Genomic DNA, 15,989 nt, shown 5'->3' on the forward strand with positions numbered 1-15,989 from the left:
CAGTGACGACGGTCGAAACGCCCGAAGAGGACACTTCGGTTTCCGTAAAGCAACCGAAATCCACCAAGGCGAAGATCCTCGACGTCGTCCGCTGGGTCGCCATCCTGCTGGTCGTCGGTTTCGCGGCGAAAACCTTGGTCACCAATTGGGGTGAATTCTGGCGGACCTTGTCCGAGGTCGCGTGGGAATCTTCCACGTTGAGCCTGCTCGCGCTCATCGCCGCGATCATGGTGTCGACCTACGGCTGGCAGGTCATGGTCGACGACCTCGGCAAGCCGATCGGCTACGCCCGCGGCGCGCAGATCTGCCTGGTCGGCTCGCTCGGCAAGTACGTGCCGGGTTCGGTGTGGGCGTACCTGCTGCAGATGGAACTGGGCCGCAAGGCCGGGCTCGCCAGGGCCCGGATCTTCACCGGCTCGCTGATCCAGCTCGGCGTCGGCGTGGTGTCCGCGCTGGTCGTCTCGCTGCTCGCGGCCCCCGCGGTGTTCAGCAACAGCCCGCGGGCGATGTGGCTGTTCGTGCTCATCCCCGTCGGGCTGGCGATGCTGCACCCGCGTGTGCTCACCTGGGGCACGTCGCTGGTGCTGCGGATCCTGCGCCGCCCGCCGCTGGACCACCGGCTGAGCTGGTCGGTCGTCGGGAAGGTCTTCGGCTCGTCGACGGCCGCGTGGGCGCTGCAGGGTGTGCACCTGTGGCTGCTGGCGAACTCCGTCGGCACGCCGGGCTTCAGCGGTTTCGTGCTGTGCGTCGGCGCGATGGCGGTCGCGATGACCGTCGGGACTTTCGCGTTCATCCTGCCCAGCGGGGTCGGCGTCCGCGAGGTCGCGCAGGTCGCCGTGCTGACCGCGTCGGGTCTCACCGTCGTCCAGGCGACGGCCTTCGCCATCGCCTCGCGGGTGATGTTCACCGTCGCGGACCTGATCACCGCCGGCGGTGCCGCCCTCTCGGCCCGCCTCGTCACCCGCCCCCGCAATTAGTCGACTAATTGCGGTCCTTGCGCGTGCAAGGACCGCATTCAGAGGACGAAATGCGTCAGGGGTTCAGCCGGTAGATGACGGCGTCGGGGTTCCGGTACACCTCGGTCACGAAGTTCAGCCCGTCCAGATCGCGCAGGCCCGCCTGGCGCGGGGCGCCGGTCGGGTAGCCGTACTGCCCGAGGATCACCCACCGCACGTTCAGCCGCGCCACCGCCGCCCGCACCTGGGCGTTCGACGGGTACTCGCGGAAGTGCCACTCCAGCAGCCGCGCGTCCGACGGCGACAGCGTCTCGTCGAAATGCCCGGAAGTCGTGCGGACGCCGGAGAGCGCGTAGGTCCACACCGTCCCGTCCAAGCGGTCGTTCAGCGCGCGCTCGCCGGGCTTCGCGAACTCGGCGAGCTTCTCCATCGCGACGACCTCGTCCGGGCTCACCGGCAGTTTGTGCTGGTCGACGCCGGGGGTGTTCGCGTAGCCGGGCGCGACCTTCGCCGCGTTGGACGGCGCGTAGAAACCGTTGCTGAGGAAGGCGAACGCGCCGAACACCACCACCGCGACGGCGAACGCGGGCACCTTCCGGTGCGCGACGTTGTCCCGCAGCCACGCCTGCGTCTCGGCGAGGCCGTGCGCCGCGATGATCGACAGCGGGATCGCCGCCATCGACATGAACCGGTACGGGTCGTTCCACCACGGCCGGGACAGCGCCAGCACGAGCGGCTGCTCGGACGACGTCACCGCGATGTAGGCGAGCCCGGTGATCAGCGCCGTGACCCCGATCCAGCGCAGCGCGCCCGCGCGCGAGAAGAAGATGAAGCCCAGCAACAACGCCACGGAAAGCCAGATCTGCGGATACGGCTCGTGGTGCTGGAAGCCGAGCAGCGCGCCGAGCGCGGTCGTCGCCCGCCATTCGACCGGCCAGCTGCGGTAAGGCACCTCGCCGCTCGCGAGCCCGATCGCGCCGAACAGCTGCAGCCACGCCACCAGGATCGCGACGACCCCGACGATCGCCAGCGCGCGCAGGTCACGTCCGATCCGCCGCCACCGTTCCCCGGGCGCGATCCACCGCTGCAGCAGGAGCGGGCCGGCGAACAGGATCGCGCCGAACAACGCCGACGAGTGCACGCACAGCAGTCCGACGGCGCTCACCAGCAGCACGAATCCGGTGTCGGGTGCGGGACGGTCGAGGTACCGCTTCACCGCGACGGCGGCCAGCGGCGTCAACGCGAGGCCGAGCAGGAACGGGAGCAAAGGTCCCCTGCTCATCGATTCGTACAGGCCCATCACCGGCGCGATCGAGACGAGGGCGACGGCACCCGCGAACACCGCGCGTCCCCGGAACACGCGCACCATCGTGACCAGCGACAACGCCAGGAGCGCGGGCAGCAGCGCGGTGTTCACGTCCAGGGTCAGCGGGATGGTCGCCGGGCTCAGCAGGTACACCACGGACGCGAGCAGGTGGTACGCGTTGGGGTAGAACACCGGCGCCGCGTCGCCGTACCAGTTCACCTCGCCGGTGCCGAACAGGCTGCCGTCCCCGGTTTCGGCGATCTGCCGGACGCCGTTCGCGTGATACACCGCGTCGAACCCCTGCGGGATGGCGTCCAGCCTGCCCATGCCACGGATCACCGCGTACATCCCGACGGCGGCCGCGAGCAGCAGGCAGGCCCCGACGGCGAGGTGCCCGGAGCGTCCCCACAGCGGTTCTTCCGGCGCGGGCGGCCACCGGCGCAGCGTGAGCCGCCGCAGGCCGAACGCGACCCCGGCGAACAGGACCGTCGCGACCGCGTACGTCACGGGAGTGAACGGCAGCCCGAGCGCGGCCGCCCACGGTCCCGCGAGCCCGCCGATGGCGTAACTCAGCAACGGCGTCATCCCCGCGAGCACCCAGCCGCGCAGGCCGGCGGCGAGACCGGTGAGCAGACCGGGGAGGCCGATGACGAGCAGCGCGACGACCATCGTGAGGACGTCGGCCGACAGGGAGGTGTGGGTGGGCACGGGCTACCTCGGCTGGGGAATCCGCACAGAACCCCCGAGGTGCGGAACGGAATGGGAAGCCAGATTAACCACCGGGGACCGATACCCGAAGGAGTCACATCCCGACGGGGAAAACCGCGCGACTCCGTTTACTCGGCGCACACATCGCTCGCCCATTCGTGTCAATTGACTGCGCCGAAAGAAACACCTCGGCGCGGTGATCGATACTTGACCGTAGTCTTTTCGCACACGGAGCGCTCGGCCCGGGAGGGTGGGATCAGGTGGTGGTCGCGCTTGTCGTCGCCTGGTCCGCGGTCGCGATCTTCGTGCTGGTCGCCTGGCCCAAGATCGGCGTGGACAAGGGCCGGCGTGCCGCCGCGCTGATGCTGACCCTCGGTTTCTCGCTGGTGCACCAGCTGGTGTTTTCGACCATCGCGGAAGACGCGTACATCACCTTCCGATACGCCCAGAACATCGCCGACGGCAATGGGCCGGTGTTCAACACCGGCGAGCGGATCGAGGGGTACACGAATTTCCTCTGGATGATCGTGATCGCGTTGCCGAAAGCCGCTTTCGGGGCCGATATCGAGACCTCCGCGGTCGTACTCGGCATTCTCGCCACGCTCGGCGCCGTCCTGCTCGCGTACGTGACGGTGAACCGGGTGGTCGCGCGGGCCGCGGGTGAGCCGCGGCCCGCCTACGGGGTGGCCGCCGCGGTGCTCGTCGCCGGTGCCGGAGGCCTCGCCGCGTACGGCGGCTCTGGTACCGAGACGCCCTTGTTCGTGCTGCTCGTGTTCGGCGTCTTCGCCGCGCTCGCGGCCCGGCGGCCGGTGGTCGCGGGGGTGCTCGTGGCCTTCGCGATGATGACGCGTCCGGCGGGCATCCTGCTCGCGGTGCTGGTGGGCTGCTGGCTGGTCGTCGCCGCCCTGCGCGGCCGGTACACCTGGTGGTCGCCGGTGGGCTGGCTGCTCGGCGGGCTCGTCTTCGCCGCGCCCTGGACGGCCTGGCGGGTGACCTACTACGACCATGTCCTGCCGACCTCGGTCGTCATCCCCTTCGATCTCGACCTCCAGTCCCGGATCGACCGCGGGTGGCAGTACCTGTCGGGTTTCTCCGTGGTCCACCAAGGATTCCTGCTGCTCGGCCTGATCTCGGTGGTGGCGCTGTCGCTGCGCCGCACCGGCCGGACCCCGCACGAGGCCGAAGCCCGCTCGCTGACCTGGCTGATGCTCGCCACCGCCGTCGCGCTCACCGGGTTCGTGGTGTTCTTCGGCGGCGACGCCGCGCCGGCCTGGCGTTTGCTGGCGCCGATCCCGCCGCTGCTGTCGGTGGCGGCGGTGTCGGTCTACGGCGTGCTGATGGTGGCAGCGAAGCCGAGCCCCCGGCCTCGGCCGCCGATCCAACGACTGATGCCCGCCGCCGCGGTGGCACTGTCCGGGCTCGCGGTGCTGGTGTCGGTGTTCAGTCCGGAGATGCTGGGCCGGGTGCGCGCCTGGCACGACCACGGCGCGCAGCTGGAGGAGATCGGCCGTTGGCTCGACGCCTACCTGCCGCCCGGTTCGGTCGTGAGCACGTCGGCGCCCGGCGTGCTGTCGTATCACGCCGGGACGCAGCTGCAGATCGTCGGCGTCCGCGGTCAGACGGAGGAAGCGGGTGAGGCCGTCGTCTCCCGGCGCCATCCGACGATCGCCGTCATCACCGACAGCGGCTATTCGGCGAAGCAATCCTGCGTGATCGACCCGGCGTACGCGGCGAGGTACCGCGTCGCGACCTTCGCGCGTGAAGGAAGCTCGTCGTGGATCACCGTGTTCCTGCGGGCGGACGTCGAGCGGGTGGTCAGGGCGGCCCTCGACCGCTCACCCGATTTCCGCCACGTACCGTGCCCTGCGTGAGTGTCGTTTCCCCCAGTAGACCGGCCGCGCTCGAAGCATCGTCGCGCCTGTTCGGCGTCGGCGTTTTCGCCGCCGCGCTCACCGTGCTGCTGGCGCGTTTCCTCGTGCCGAGGCCGGTCGGGATGGCCGACAACGGTGACGGTTTCCGCGTGCTGTGCGGCGCGGGCATCCCGTGGAAGGGCAAGCCGGAGGGCTTCGTCCACCTCGCCTACACCGTCCCGGCAGGCGAATGCGACGCCACCTACCTCCTGACCCAGAGCTGGTTCGCGCGGATCGCACGGTCGATCGGCGGCGTGCTCGGCCTCGAATCGACGCTCAGCCTGGTGGTGCTCGGCGTGCTCGCCAGCGTCCTCGCCGCCGCGGCGGTCGCGCTGATCGTCGTCGGGCTGCCGTACTCGCGCCGCGTCCGTGGCTTCGCGGCTGTCGGGCTTCTGCTCGTCGTCGCGGACTCCGCATTCTTCGGCTACTTCGCGTCCGTGCTCGGCGAAGGCGCCGCGTTCCTCGGTCTCCTGCTCGCCGTCGGGGGTCTCCTGGTGTCCGCGAGGCCGGACTGGTGGCGCTACGCGGGCTTGGCCGTGCTGCTCTTCGGTGGCGTGATCGCGGTCAACGCCAAGGTCCAGACGCTGATGATCCTGCCGTTGCTCGCGCTCGCCGCGGTGCTCGTCCGCCCGGCGGGCGTCCGCGGCCTGAAGCGCTGGCTCCCCGTCGTGTTCGTCATCGGCGCGCTCGCCGGCGGAACGGCCTACGCGCAGCAGACCGTCGAGCCCGCGAAGCTGCCTGACGGCTCTCTCGCCGTGCGGCCGGGCGACGATTCGCGCGAGATCAACATGTTCAACACGATCTTCTTGACCATTGTGGACGGTCGGCACGACACCGAAGCCGACCTCGCCGCGTTGGGATTGCCCGCCTCGTTCGGCCAGTACGCGGGCAACGGCTGGTGGCATCCGAAGCCCGCGACGCTGGACCCCGAGTACCCGAAGTACCGCGAGCAGATCAGCAGGCGCAACGTCGTCGAATACTTCGCGACGCATCCTTTCCGCACCGTCGAGATCCTGGACCGCGCGGCGGGCGATCTGCTCACCGCGCGGCCGCCCTACCTCGGCAGCTTCGACCAGTCGGCCGGCTTCGCCCCGGAAACGCAGGAGTATCGCGTCCCGATCGTCTCGACCGCGACGAAACTGCTGGCGCCACTGGGTTTCTTCGCCCTGCTGCCGATATGGGCCCTGATCGCCTGGCGTGGCTGGAAGACCCGGCGCACGGCGATGGGTGTCGTGCTGGGCTTCCTGCTCGCCGTGGCCGCCGGGCAGTTCGTGCTGGCGGCGCTGGGCGACGGGCTGGAGAACGTCAAACACCAGGTGATCGCCCTGTACTGCACGTTGCTCGGCGTCGTCCTGGCGGTGGTGACCTTCGCGCGTCAGGAGCGCTCGGAGTGATGTGACCTACGCGACCGTAGGTTGGTTACCCTACGGTAGCGTAACCTGAACGAATGGCTGAGCTCGTTTACCCGCCCGTCATCATGGCGGCGAAGTTGATGTTCCGGGTGCTGGACAACCGCATCCGGGTGGAGGGGACCGAGCACATCCCGTCGAAGGGCGGGGCGGTCATCGCCTGCAACCACGTGAGCTATCTCGACTTCATCTTCTGCGGGCTTGGCGCGCAGCCGGCGAAACGCCTGGTCAGGTTCATGGCGAAGAAGGAGATCTTCAGCAACCGCGTCGCCGGACCGCTCATGCGCGGCATGCACCACATCTCCGTCGACCGCGGCGCGGGTCTCGCCTCGTACCGGGAAGCCGTCGAGCGCCTCAAGGCCGGTGAGGTCGTCGGCGTGTTCCCCGAAGCCACGATCAGCCGGTCGTTCACCGTGAAGGACATCAAATCCGGCGCCGTCCGGATGGCCGCCGAGGCGGGTGTCCCGGTGGTGCCGATGGCGCTGTGGGGCACGCAGCGGCTGTGGACCAAGGGCCGCCCGAAGGACCTCACCAAACGCCACGTGCCGATCTCGATCCTCGTCGGCGAGCCGATGCACCCGAAGGCCGACGAAGACGCCGAAGTTCTTTCGAAGGACCTTCGCGTGCGGATGTCGGCGCTCGTGGACCGCGTCCAGGCCGACTACCCGGAGAAGCCCTCCTCCGACGACGAGCGCTGGTGGCTGCCCGCGCACCTCGGCGGCACCGCGCCGACGCCGGAAGAGGCCGCGAAGCTCGACCGCGAAGGCCGCTAGCCAGGTCGTCTCAGAACCAGCGCTCCAGCACCTGCGCGACGCCGTCCTCGGAGTTCGGTCCCGTCACCTCGTCGGCGACGTCGAACACGTAGCGGTGCCCGTTGGCCATCGCGACGCCGTGGCCTGCCCAGCCGAGCATCTCGACGTCGTTGGGCATGTCCCCGAACGCGATCACCCGCTCGGCGGGCACGTCCAGCCGCTCGCAGACCTCGGCCAGCCCGGTCGCCTTCGTGATGCCGTGCGCGGCGACCTCGATCAGGCCGGTGTCGGTCGAGTAGGTGATGTCGACGGAGCCGTCGAGCACCTCACGCGCCGCCCGCGCCATCTCGTCGGAGCTCATCCCGCGCCTGCTGATCAGCAGCTTGATCGCCGGATGCCCGATCACCTCGGCCCGCGGCGCCTCCGCGCCCTCGTGGTTGCCCCACGGATTGTGGTAGTCGGGCTCGATCACGAAGCTGCGGACACGCGGGTCCTGCGCGGACTCGCCGACCCGTTCCGCGGCGAACCGGCAGCCGGGAAGGGCGTGATCAAGAGCACTCACGGTGTCGTGCAGCAGTGCCGGTTCGAGCAGGCCGTGGACCGCCACGATCCGGTCCGTCCCGATCTCGTAGAGCACCGCGCCGTTCGCGCAGACCGCGTAGCCGGTGAGGCCCAGCGGGTTCGCGATCGGGGCGATCCAGCGCGGCGGACGGCCGCTGGCCAGCACGAAGGGGACTCCGTCCTCGGTCACCCGCCGGACGATGTCGATCGTGCGTTCGGACAGGACCTCCAGCGGGGCGAGCAGGGTGCCGTCGACGTCGGAGGCGATCAAGAGGGGCTTTTCCACCGGCACATTGTCCCCGAAGATCCGCCCATCGGGCGAAGTGTCGGTCTGGACCAGTACCTTCCCGGTGTGCGCGTAGGCATCGTGATCCTTCCGGAAGATCGTTGGTGGGCGGCCGAGCCGAAATGGCGGGCCGCCGAGGAGTACGGCTTCGACCACGCTTGGACGTACGACCACCTCGGCTGGCGGACCCTCGTCGACGGCCCGTGGTTCAGTGCGATGCCGACGTTGACGGCGGCCGCGATGGTGACGTCGCGGATCAGACTGGGCACCTTCGTGGCGTCGCCGGTCGCCCGGCATCCCGTGCCGTTCACCCGCGAGCTGACCACCCTCGACGACATCTCCGACGGCCGCTTCATCCTCGGCGTCGGCGCGGGCGTCCCGAACACCAACTACGACGCCACCGTGCTCGACGGCCCCGAACTGTCGGTCAAGCAGCGCACGGACCGTTTCGCCGAGTTCGTCGAAGCGCTCGACGGGCTCTTGATGACCGACGGTTTCGACTTCGAGGGCGAGTACTACCGGGCCAAGGGCGCGCGGAACCTGCCGGGCTGCGTGCAGCGGCCGCGGCTGCCGTTCCTCGTGGCCGCGAACGGCCCCCGCACGATGACGCTCGCCGCGCGGTTCGGCGCGGGCTGGGCCACCACTGGCGTCAAGGCGGAGACCCAGGACGAGTGGTGGAAGGGGGTCGCGGAGCTCGTGAAGACCTTCGACGAGCGGCTCGACGCCGTGGGCCGGGACAAGGCGAGCGTGCAGCGGTTCCTGAGCCTCGACGCGGCGCCGGTCTTCTCCCTCGAGAGCGTGGGCGCGTTCACCGACGCCGCCGGACGGGCCGGTGAACTCGGGTTCACCGACATCGTCACGCATTGGCCGAGGTCCGGCGATTACTACGTCGGCCGCGAGTCGACGCTCGAAGAGGTCGTGAGCGACGTACTCCCGGTACTCCAGGGAAGAAGCTCTTAGGCCGATCGGGTGACGTTGGCGAGCCGGGTAAACCGGTTCCGCCCAGTAGTCGTCTGAAGAACAAGTACAGCGAGTGGGTGTGGCCGACGACGGCTGCCCCTCATGGGTCACCCCGGGGGTGAATGGGGGACGAAAGGCTCGCGTGGTCGCGGCAGGGGCAGTCCGCGACCACGCGAGCCTTTTATCTTTTCCGACCCGGCACCGGTCCGAACGTCATGAAAGGGCCGTTCAGGACAAAAGATGTCCTGAACGGCCCTTTCATGACATCCGTGAAGGGCTGCCGTCAGCGCGTCAGCGTGTAGATCGAAGCGCCCGCGTTCGAGAAGTCCTTCCGCAGGAAGTCCAGCCCGTCCAGATCCCGCAGCCCCGGCGCCGGCGGCTCACCGATCTTGATCGGGGTGCTCCCGATCAGCACGTGCTTGATGTTCAGCCGCCGCACCGCGGCCCGCACCTCGGGGTCGGTGTCGTAGTCGCGGAAGTGCAGCGCCAGATACTTCGCGTCCGGCGGCGGCACACCCGGGTCGTAGTGCCCGGCGATGGGGTGGATCCCGGTGATCGCGTACAGCCACGCCGTCCCGTCGAAGCGCTCGTTGAGCACCTTCTCGTCCGGTCCGATGTTCATCTTGGTCAGCTCGTTCATCGCGGCCAGTTCGTCGGCGCTGACCGGCGGCGTGACCTCGCCCTCGGGCCCGTTGTAGTACAGGAACGACACCGCGTGCGCGTTCGACTCGGTGTAGAAACCCTTGGTCAGCACGGCCGACGCGGCCACGACGAACACGGCGGTCGCCAGCCCCAGCCTGGCGGGCAGCGCGGGACGGCTCTTCACCCAGGACCGGCCGCTCGCCCACTTCGCGAACCAGCGCTGTAGCTCCGCCATCCCGTGCCCGGCGAGCAGGCACAGCGGGATCGCGGCGAGCGCCATCAGCCGGTACCGGTCGTTCCACCAGGGCCGCGACAGCGAGATCACCCACGGTTCGGCGCCGAACGAGGCGACCAGCACGAACAGCGCCGAGAAGCCGATCGCCGAAAGCCCCACCCAGCGCATCCGCCCGAGCCGGAAGAGGCTCAGCACGCCGATCACCAGCAGCACCGTCAGCCACACCTGCGGCGCGCTCAGCACCTGCCGGAAGGTCACCAGCAGCCCCAGCGACTTCAGCACCGGCAGGTCGGAGCCCCACGCGTAATAAGGGTATGAACCCGAAGTGAACTTCAGGGCGCCGAGGATGTGCGGGGCCGCGAGCAGCGCGCTCCCCACCATCACCGGCACCATCTTGACGACGTCGCCGCCGATGACCCACCAGCCGCCGCGGCCTTCGGGCACGCCGTCGAGCGGCTTGTGCCGCAGCGCGCGGTACCAGCGCTGCACCACCAGCGGGAAGGCGAACAGCAGCGCACCGAACAGGGCCGAGGAATGCGCCGCCAGCAGGCCAACCGCGGTCAGCGCGAGCACGTAGCCGGTGTCGAGGCCGGGCCGCGCGAGGAAGCGGGCCAGCGCGACCACGGCCAGCGGCGTCAGCACGATCCCCAGCGCGAACGGCAGCAGCCCGCTGGACACCGACTCGTACGCTCCGGTGGTGGCCGCCGCGGCCACCAGCGCCGTGCAGCCGGCGAACACCGCGCGCCCGCCGAGCTGGCGGATCAGGGCGACCATCGACAGCGCGAAGATCCCGGCGACCGGCATGGTGATGGCGTTCAGCGTGACCGGGATGGTCGTGCCCGAGATCGAGTACACGAGCGAGCCGACCAGGTGATACGCGTTCGGGTAGAACGAGCCGTCCGGGTACCAGTTGATGGTGCCCATCCCGGTCAGCGAGCCGTCGCCGGTCTCGGCGATGTAGCGGATGCCGTTCGCGTGGAACACGGTGTCCCAGCGCTGGAACACCGCCGTCGTGCCGCCGCGGGCCGATAGCACCACGAGGATCGAGATGCCGACGGCCAGCGCGACGCAGGCCGCGACGGCGTAGTGCGCGCGCGGGTGCCACTTCGTCGGCGGTTCCTCGGCGCCCGGCTTGATCCAGCCGCGGCTCTGCCCCAGCTTGCGGAGGCCGAAGCCCAGTCCGGCGAGCACTGCCGTGACGGCCGCCACGGTCAGGGGGTTGTACGACACGCCCGCGAGTGCCAGCCACGGACCGGCCAGTCCGGTTACCGTGTAGGACAGCAGCGGGGCCAGCCCCGCCAGGGCCCAGCCACGCAGGCCCGCGGCGCGGCCGACGAGCCCGCCGGGGACCGCGAGGACGGCCAGGTAGGTGAGGGTCGCACCGAAGTACGACCAGAAGGTGTCCGGAGTAGGCACTGCTTCCTAAATGTGTCTGTCGAAGGTGAAAACCGGTGCTCGCTGCAGGGCACGGAGTCGACGTGCGTACCCTCGACGCCCGTGAGCGCGCACACGAACCCCGACAAGATTACTGAAGCCGATTTCACCGGCTACGACCTCATCGTGGTCGGGTCCGGATTCTTCGGGCTGACCGTCGCCGAACGGGCCGCGGCCGAGCTCGGCAAGAAGGTCCTCGTGCTGGAGCGGCGTCACCACATCGGTGGCAACGCCTACTCCGAGGCCGAGCCCGAGACCGGGATCGAGGTGCACCGCTACGGTGCGCACCTGTTCCACACCTCCAACAAGCGTGTGTGGGAGTACGTCAACCGCTTCACCGACTTCACGAACTACCAGCACCGGGTGTTCGGCAAGTACCAGGGTCAGGTGTACCCGCTGCCGATGAACCTGGCGCTGATCAACCAGTTCTTCGGCAAGTCCCACACGCCGGACGAGGCCCGCGAGCTGATCGCCAAGCAGGCGTCGGAGTTCGAGACCGCGAACGCGCAAAACCTCGAGGAAAAGGCCATCTCGCTGATCGGCCGCCCGCTCTACGAGGCGTTCATCCGCGGCTACACGGCCAAGCAGTGGGAGAACGACCCGAAGAACCTCGGCGCCGACATCATCACCCGGCTCCCGGTCCGCTACACCTTCGACAACCGCTACTTCAACGACACCTACGAGGGGCTGCCGGTCAACGGCTACACCGCGTGGCTCGAGAAGATGGCGGAGCACGAGAACATCGAGGTGCGGCTGAACGTCGACTACTTCGACGTCCGCGAGCACATCCCCGCCGGCACCCCGACCGTCTACACCGGGCCGCTGGACCGCTACTTCGACTACTCCGCGGGCCGCTTCACCTGGCGCACCGTGGACTTCGAGTCCGAGGTCGTCGAGACCGGTGACTTCCAGGGCGCCTCGGTCGTCAACTACAACGACGAAGAAGTGCCCTACACCCGGATCATCGAGTTCCGGCACTTCCACCCGGAGCGCAAGCACTACCCGAACGACAAGACGGTCGTGTTCCGCGAGTACTCCCGCTTCGCCGGCGAGGCCGACGAGCCGTACTACCCGATCAACACCCCGGAGAACCGCGAGAAGCTCGAGGCCTACCGCGAGCTGGCGAAGGCCGAGGCCAAGAACAAGAACGTGCTGTTCGGCGGCCGTCTCGGTACCTACAAGTACCTCGACATGCACATGGCCATCGGTTCGGCGCTGTCCGCGTTCGACAACAAGATCGCGCCGCACCTGACCGATGGCGCGCCTCTCGATGGGTCCCTCGATGCTTGAGAAGGGCGCACCCACGGGTGAGGTAGCCGTCCTCGCGAAGGCTCAGGGCGTCCTCAAGAGCGACGTCACGGTGAAGGCGGCACGCGGTCTTTCGCACTTCGGCGAGCACAGCGCGGGCTGGTTCGCGCTGGGGCTCGTCGGGGCCGCGGTCGACAAGAAGCGCCGCAAGGACTGGCTGGTCGCGGCGGCCGGGGTCGTCGGCGCGCACGCCGCGTCCATCGCGGTGAAACGCGTGGTCAGGCGGCCGCGACCGGACCACCCGAGCGTCGAGGTCCTGGTCTCCACGCCGAGCAAGCTGAGCTTCCCGTCCTCGCACGCGACCTCGACTACGGCGGCGGCGGTGCTCTACTCCGGATTGACCGGGCGTAACCTGGTCCCGGCCCTGGTACCGCCGATGCTGGCCTCCCGGCTCGTGCTCGGCGTCCACTACCCGACCGACGTTCTGGCCGGAGCGGCCCTTGGGGGCGTAGTCGGCGGCTTGATACGTAGGAAGCTGAAGCGACGATGAGTGAAACGACCGAGAAGGCCGATTCCAAGCCTGACGACGTAGAACCCGTGGCCGAGGCCGCCGAGCCGAAGAAGGTCGCCGGCGGTCTCGTCGGCGGCATCATCAAAACGGCACGCCCGCGCCAGTGGGTGAAGAACGTGCTGGTGTTCGCCGCACCGTTCTTCGCCTTTTCGAAGTCGACGGACCGGTCCGGCCTGCTGATCGCCGCGCTGATCGCCTTCGCGGCGTTCTCGCTGGTGGCCTCCTCGGTCTATCTCATCAACGACGCGATCGACGTCGAGGCGGACCGGGCGCACCCGACCAAGCGGAACCGGCCGATCGCGGCCGGGATCGTGCCGGTGCCGGTGGCGTTCGTCGCGGCGGGCGTGTTCTTCGCCGCCGGTCTCGGCATCTCGTTCTTCGCCAGCTGGCAGCTCGCGGTCGTGCTGGCGGTCTACGAGGCCGTCCAGCTCGGCTACTGCTTCGGGCTCAAGCACCAGCCGGTGGTCGATCTGGCCATCGTCGGCTCGGGCTTCCTGATGCGGTCGATCGCCGGTGGTGTGGCCGCGGGTATCGCGCTTTCGCAGTGGTTCCTGCTGGTCACCGCGTTCGGCTCGCTGTTCATGGTGGCGGGCAAGCGTTACGCCGAGATCATGCTCTTCGAGCGCACCGGGGCGAAGATCCGGTCTTCGCTCAAGAAGTACTCGGCGAGCTACCTGCGGTTCGTCTGGGCGACGTCCGCGGCGATCCTGATCATGTCCTACTGCCTGTGGGCCTTCGAGATCCGCCAGGTCGAGCACGACTCGGTCTGGGCGGTCGTCTCGATGGTGCCGTTCGTGGTGGCCGTCCTGCGCTACGCCGTCGACGTCGACGGCGGCAACGCGGGCGAGCCGGAGGAGATCGCGCTCAAGGACCGCGTGCTCCAGGTGCTCGGCGCGAGCTGGGTCATCACGCTGTTCCTGTCGTTCTATCTCTGATTCGACAGCTCACACACAGCGCATCCATAGGAAGCGCACGCATCCTCGGTGATGGGGGCGGGCACACAGCCCGCCCCCATCAGCCTGAGGAGCGAAAGATGACCGACCAGCAGCGGCCGTCCGAAGACGAGGACAAGACGGTCGAGCAGCCCGCCGCCGAGAAGCCCGCCGAGACCCCGGCCGCCGCCCCCGCGGGCCCACCGCCGGGCTGGGTTCCGGCGCAGCAGGCTCCGCCCGCGAAGGGCGGTTTCCGCCGCTTCGCCGGGCACCGCGCGACGCAACTGGTCGCGGTCGGCGTACTCGGCTTCGTCCTCGGTGGCGGCATCATCGGCACCGCCGTCGGACTGGCTTCCCGTGACGGCGACCGGCCCGGTTTCTCCCGTGAACACCGTGGCCCCGGCGGCCATGGCATGGATCGCGACTTCCGTGACGGCCCCGGCTGGCGTGACCAGCGCCACGGCGGGTAGATAACGGAATCATCACGGCACCGTGTACGGTGTTCGTGATGCGAAGCGCCTCCGCTGATCTGCCCCAGGCTCCCGGTGCGCTGCCGGGAGCCGCCGTCCTTACCCGACCCTGGGTGCTCCCGGCCGGGGCGGCGGTGGCGTCGGCCCTGGTGTTCGTGCTGGTCAGCGGGCATTTGATCGACGACACGTACATCACGCTCTCGTACGCGAAGAACCTAGCCTTCCACGGCCACTGGGGTCTGATCGAAGAAGGCACCGCCAACACCGCGACGTCGCCGCTGAACGTCCTCGTGCTGGCGCTCGTCACCTTCATCGTGCGAGACGCCGTCTTCGCCGCCGGGATCGTCTTCGTCGCGAGCCAGGTGGCGCTCGTCCTCGGCCTCCGCCGGATCGGCGCCGCGACCGGTCTCTCGCGTGGGTTCGCCCCGCTCGCGCTGGGCCTGCTGCTGGTGAACCCGCTGCTGCTGTCGTCGGTCGGCCTCGAAGTCGCCCTCGGCGCGGCGGCCGTCGTCTGGACGATGGTGTTCCTGCACGAACGGCGGCCCGCCGCCGCGGGCGCGATGATCGGCCTGATCGCGCTGATCCGGATCGATCTGCTGCTGATCGCGTTCGTGCTGTTCCTCGGGCGCCGCGAATTCTGGGTGGGCATCTGGCGGATGACGTTCGCCGCGCTCGCGGTGATGCTGCCGTGGTTCGGGTTCAGCTGGCTGGTGCTGGGTTCGGCGGTGCCGGACACCCTGGTCATCAAGATCATGCAGCGTTCGTGGGGACCGTTCAGCTTCACCAACGGCCCGCTGCTGTACTGGCGCAACTTCCCGGTGGCGGCGACGCTTTCCTTCCTGCCGCTCGTGATCGGCGCGCTCGCCGGTCTACTGTGGACGTTCCATTTCCGGCGTGGCTCGGAGCGGGCGAAGCGCCTGTTGCCGTTCGCGACCCTCGCCATCGCCGGCGCGGCGCACTATCTGGCCTATTGCTGGCTGAACGTCCCGCCGTACCACTGGTACTACGCGCCCAGCATCATCGGCGCGACGGTCTTCCTCGCCGCCGCGGCCTGCGCGGTACCCGGCCGGGCCCGGCTCGGGGCGGGGATCCTCGCGGGCGCGTTCCTGCTGACGAGCGCCGTCGCCTACGCCGCTCCCGAACTGCCGCGGCGGTTCGCGCCCATCACCAGCAATCACGCCGCGTCGGACGAATACCGCGCGATCGGCTCGCAACTGGCCGAACTGACCAAGGGACGCAAGGTGGAGAGCGCGGGCGAGGTCGGCGCGCTCGCGTACTCCTGCGATTGCGACATCGTCGACCAGTTCTCCGACCGCGGCTCCGTCGACCCGGCGATCATCGAGACGAAGAACCGCAGCAGCGAACTGGGGAAGGCGCTGCTGGCGGCGAACTTCCGGTTCTTCGACCACAGCGTCCCGCCCGCGACGCCGGATCTGGTGCTGGCCACCACCAGCAAGGCCCCGCCCGCGAACGCGCTGGCGACCTGGACCATCCACTCGCCGTGGATGGGCACGCAAAGCCTTTATCTCCTCCCGGCCCGCTGACCACCCGCCCGCATTTCGTCCTCTGAATGCGGTAGTTGGCATCGCGCACTATCGCATTCAGAGGA

13 protein-coding genes are annotated in these 15,989 nt (G+C 69.2%); 10 read left to right on the top strand and 3 right to left on the bottom strand.

Features of this window, described 5'->3' with window-relative positions; all coding sequences use genetic code 11:
- Positions 1 to 2: 2 nt before the first annotated feature.
- The gene (locus tag DMC64_RS01800; RefSeq protein ID WP_125731632.1) at positions 3 to 977 is read left to right on the top strand and encodes a lysylphosphatidylglycerol synthase transmembrane domain-containing protein; all 975 of its coding nucleotides are present in this window, start codon (positions 3 to 5) and stop codon (positions 975 to 977) included.
- A gap of 55 nt (positions 978 to 1,032) precedes the next feature.
- Here DMC64_RS01800 and DMC64_RS01805 read toward each other — a convergent pair whose 3' ends face one another.
- The gene (locus DMC64_RS01805; RefSeq protein ID WP_125731633.1) at positions 1,033 to 2,970 is read right to left on the bottom strand and encodes a DUF6541 family protein; all 1,938 of its coding nucleotides are present in this window, start codon (positions 2,968 to 2,970) and stop codon (positions 1,033 to 1,035) included.
- A 260-nt stretch (positions 2,971 to 3,230) separates the two neighbouring features.
- Between DMC64_RS01805 and DMC64_RS01810 the strand changes: the two genes are divergently transcribed.
- The 3 genes from DMC64_RS01810 to DMC64_RS01820 are packed head-to-tail and all read left to right on the top strand — an operon-like array spanning position 3,231 to position 7,062.
- Entirely contained in the window at positions 3,231 to 4,841 is a 1,611-nt protein-coding gene (locus tag DMC64_RS01810; RefSeq protein WP_125731635.1) for a hypothetical protein, read from the top strand.
- Positions 4,838 to 6,274 carry a hypothetical protein gene (locus DMC64_RS01815; protein WP_125731637.1) on the top strand — a complete coding sequence of 479 codons (1,437 nt, stop codon included), beginning with the start codon at positions 4,838 to 4,840 and terminating at the stop codon, positions 6,272 to 6,274. The genes DMC64_RS01810 and DMC64_RS01815 overlap by 4 nt, the downstream gene beginning before the upstream one ends.
- 53 nt (positions 6,275 to 6,327) lie before the next feature.
- Positions 6,328 to 7,062: a 1-acyl-sn-glycerol-3-phosphate acyltransferase gene (locus DMC64_RS01820; RefSeq protein ID WP_037333460.1), complete on the top strand. Its 735-nt coding sequence runs from the start codon at positions 6,328 to 6,330 to the stop codon at positions 7,060 to 7,062.
- Positions 7,063 to 7,072: 10 nt separating this feature from the next.
- On the opposite strand, the gene DMC64_RS01825 is transcribed toward DMC64_RS01820, so the two are convergent.
- Positions 7,073 to 7,888, bottom strand: coding sequence for an HAD family hydrolase (locus DMC64_RS01825; protein WP_233629533.1), 816 nt, complete (start codon positions 7,886 to 7,888; stop codon positions 7,073 to 7,075).
- Between the two features lie 66 nt (positions 7,889 to 7,954).
- Between DMC64_RS01825 and DMC64_RS01830 the strand changes: the two genes are divergently transcribed.
- Positions 7,955 to 8,848, top strand: a complete 894-nt coding sequence (locus DMC64_RS01830) for an LLM class flavin-dependent oxidoreductase (protein WP_037333453.1) — start codon at positions 7,955 to 7,957, stop codon at positions 8,846 to 8,848.
- A 283-nt stretch (positions 8,849 to 9,131) separates the two neighbouring features.
- Here DMC64_RS01830 and DMC64_RS01835 read toward each other — a convergent pair whose 3' ends face one another.
- Positions 9,132 to 11,141 carry a DUF6541 family protein gene (locus tag DMC64_RS01835; RefSeq protein ID WP_125731639.1) on the bottom strand — a complete coding sequence of 670 codons (2,010 nt, stop codon included), beginning with the start codon at positions 11,139 to 11,141 and terminating at the stop codon, positions 9,132 to 9,134.
- Positions 11,142 to 11,222: 81 nt separating this feature from the next.
- Between DMC64_RS01835 and glf the strand changes: the two genes are divergently transcribed.
- The 5 genes from glf (at position 11,223) to DMC64_RS01860 (ending at position 15,924) form a co-directional block, all read left to right on the top strand.
- Positions 11,223 to 12,449 carry a UDP-galactopyranose mutase gene (glf, locus tag DMC64_RS01840; protein ID WP_037333447.1) on the top strand — a complete coding sequence of 409 codons (1,227 nt, stop codon included), beginning with the start codon at positions 11,223 to 11,225 and terminating at the stop codon, positions 12,447 to 12,449.
- Positions 12,442 to 12,957 carry a phosphatase PAP2 family protein gene (locus DMC64_RS01845; protein WP_037333445.1) on the top strand — a complete coding sequence of 172 codons (516 nt, stop codon included), beginning with the start codon at positions 12,442 to 12,444 and terminating at the stop codon, positions 12,955 to 12,957. The genes glf and DMC64_RS01845 overlap by 8 nt, the downstream gene beginning before the upstream one ends.
- Positions 12,954 to 13,913 carry a decaprenyl-phosphate phosphoribosyltransferase gene (locus DMC64_RS01850; RefSeq protein ID WP_125731641.1) on the top strand — a complete coding sequence of 320 codons (960 nt, stop codon included), beginning with the start codon at positions 12,954 to 12,956 and terminating at the stop codon, positions 13,911 to 13,913. Before DMC64_RS01845 ends, DMC64_RS01850 begins: the two co-directional genes overlap by 4 nt.
- Before the next feature lie 98 nt (positions 13,914 to 14,011).
- Entirely contained in the window at positions 14,012 to 14,380 is a 369-nt protein-coding gene (locus tag DMC64_RS01855; protein WP_073846051.1) for a hypothetical protein, read from the top strand.
- Positions 14,381 to 14,418: 38 nt separating this feature from the next.
- Positions 14,419 to 15,924 (top strand): hypothetical protein, encoded by a 1,506-nt coding sequence (locus DMC64_RS01860; RefSeq protein WP_199754849.1) that lies wholly within the window; start codon positions 14,419 to 14,421, stop codon positions 15,922 to 15,924.
- Positions 15,925 to 15,989 lie beyond the last annotated feature (65 nt).

It is taken from the genome of Amycolatopsis sp. WAC 04197, assembly GCF_003947475.1.
In the GTDB taxonomy this organism is placed as follows: Bacteria; Actinomycetota; Actinomycetes; order Mycobacteriales; family Pseudonocardiaceae; genus Amycolatopsis; species Amycolatopsis japonica.

What these genes read in the sequence shown, in the direction of transcription:
- DMC64_RS01820 (WP_037333460.1), top strand. Translation starts at nt 6,328, where the DNA reads ATGGCTGAGCTCGTTTACCCGCCCGTCATCATGGCGGCGAAGTTGATG.
- DMC64_RS01845 (WP_037333445.1), top strand. Translation starts at nt 12,442, where the DNA reads ATGCTTGAGAAGGGCGCACCCACGGGTGAGGTAGCCGTCCTCGCGAAG.
- DMC64_RS01850 (WP_125731641.1), top strand. Translation starts at nt 12,954, where the DNA reads ATGAGTGAAACGACCGAGAAGGCCGATTCCAAGCCTGACGACGTAGAA.
- DMC64_RS01855 (WP_073846051.1), top strand. Translation starts at nt 14,012, where the DNA reads ATGACCGACCAGCAGCGGCCGTCCGAAGACGAGGACAAGACGGTCGAG.
- DMC64_RS01860 (WP_199754849.1), top strand. Translation starts at nt 14,419, where the DNA reads ATGCGAAGCGCCTCCGCTGATCTGCCCCAGGCTCCCGGTGCGCTGCCG.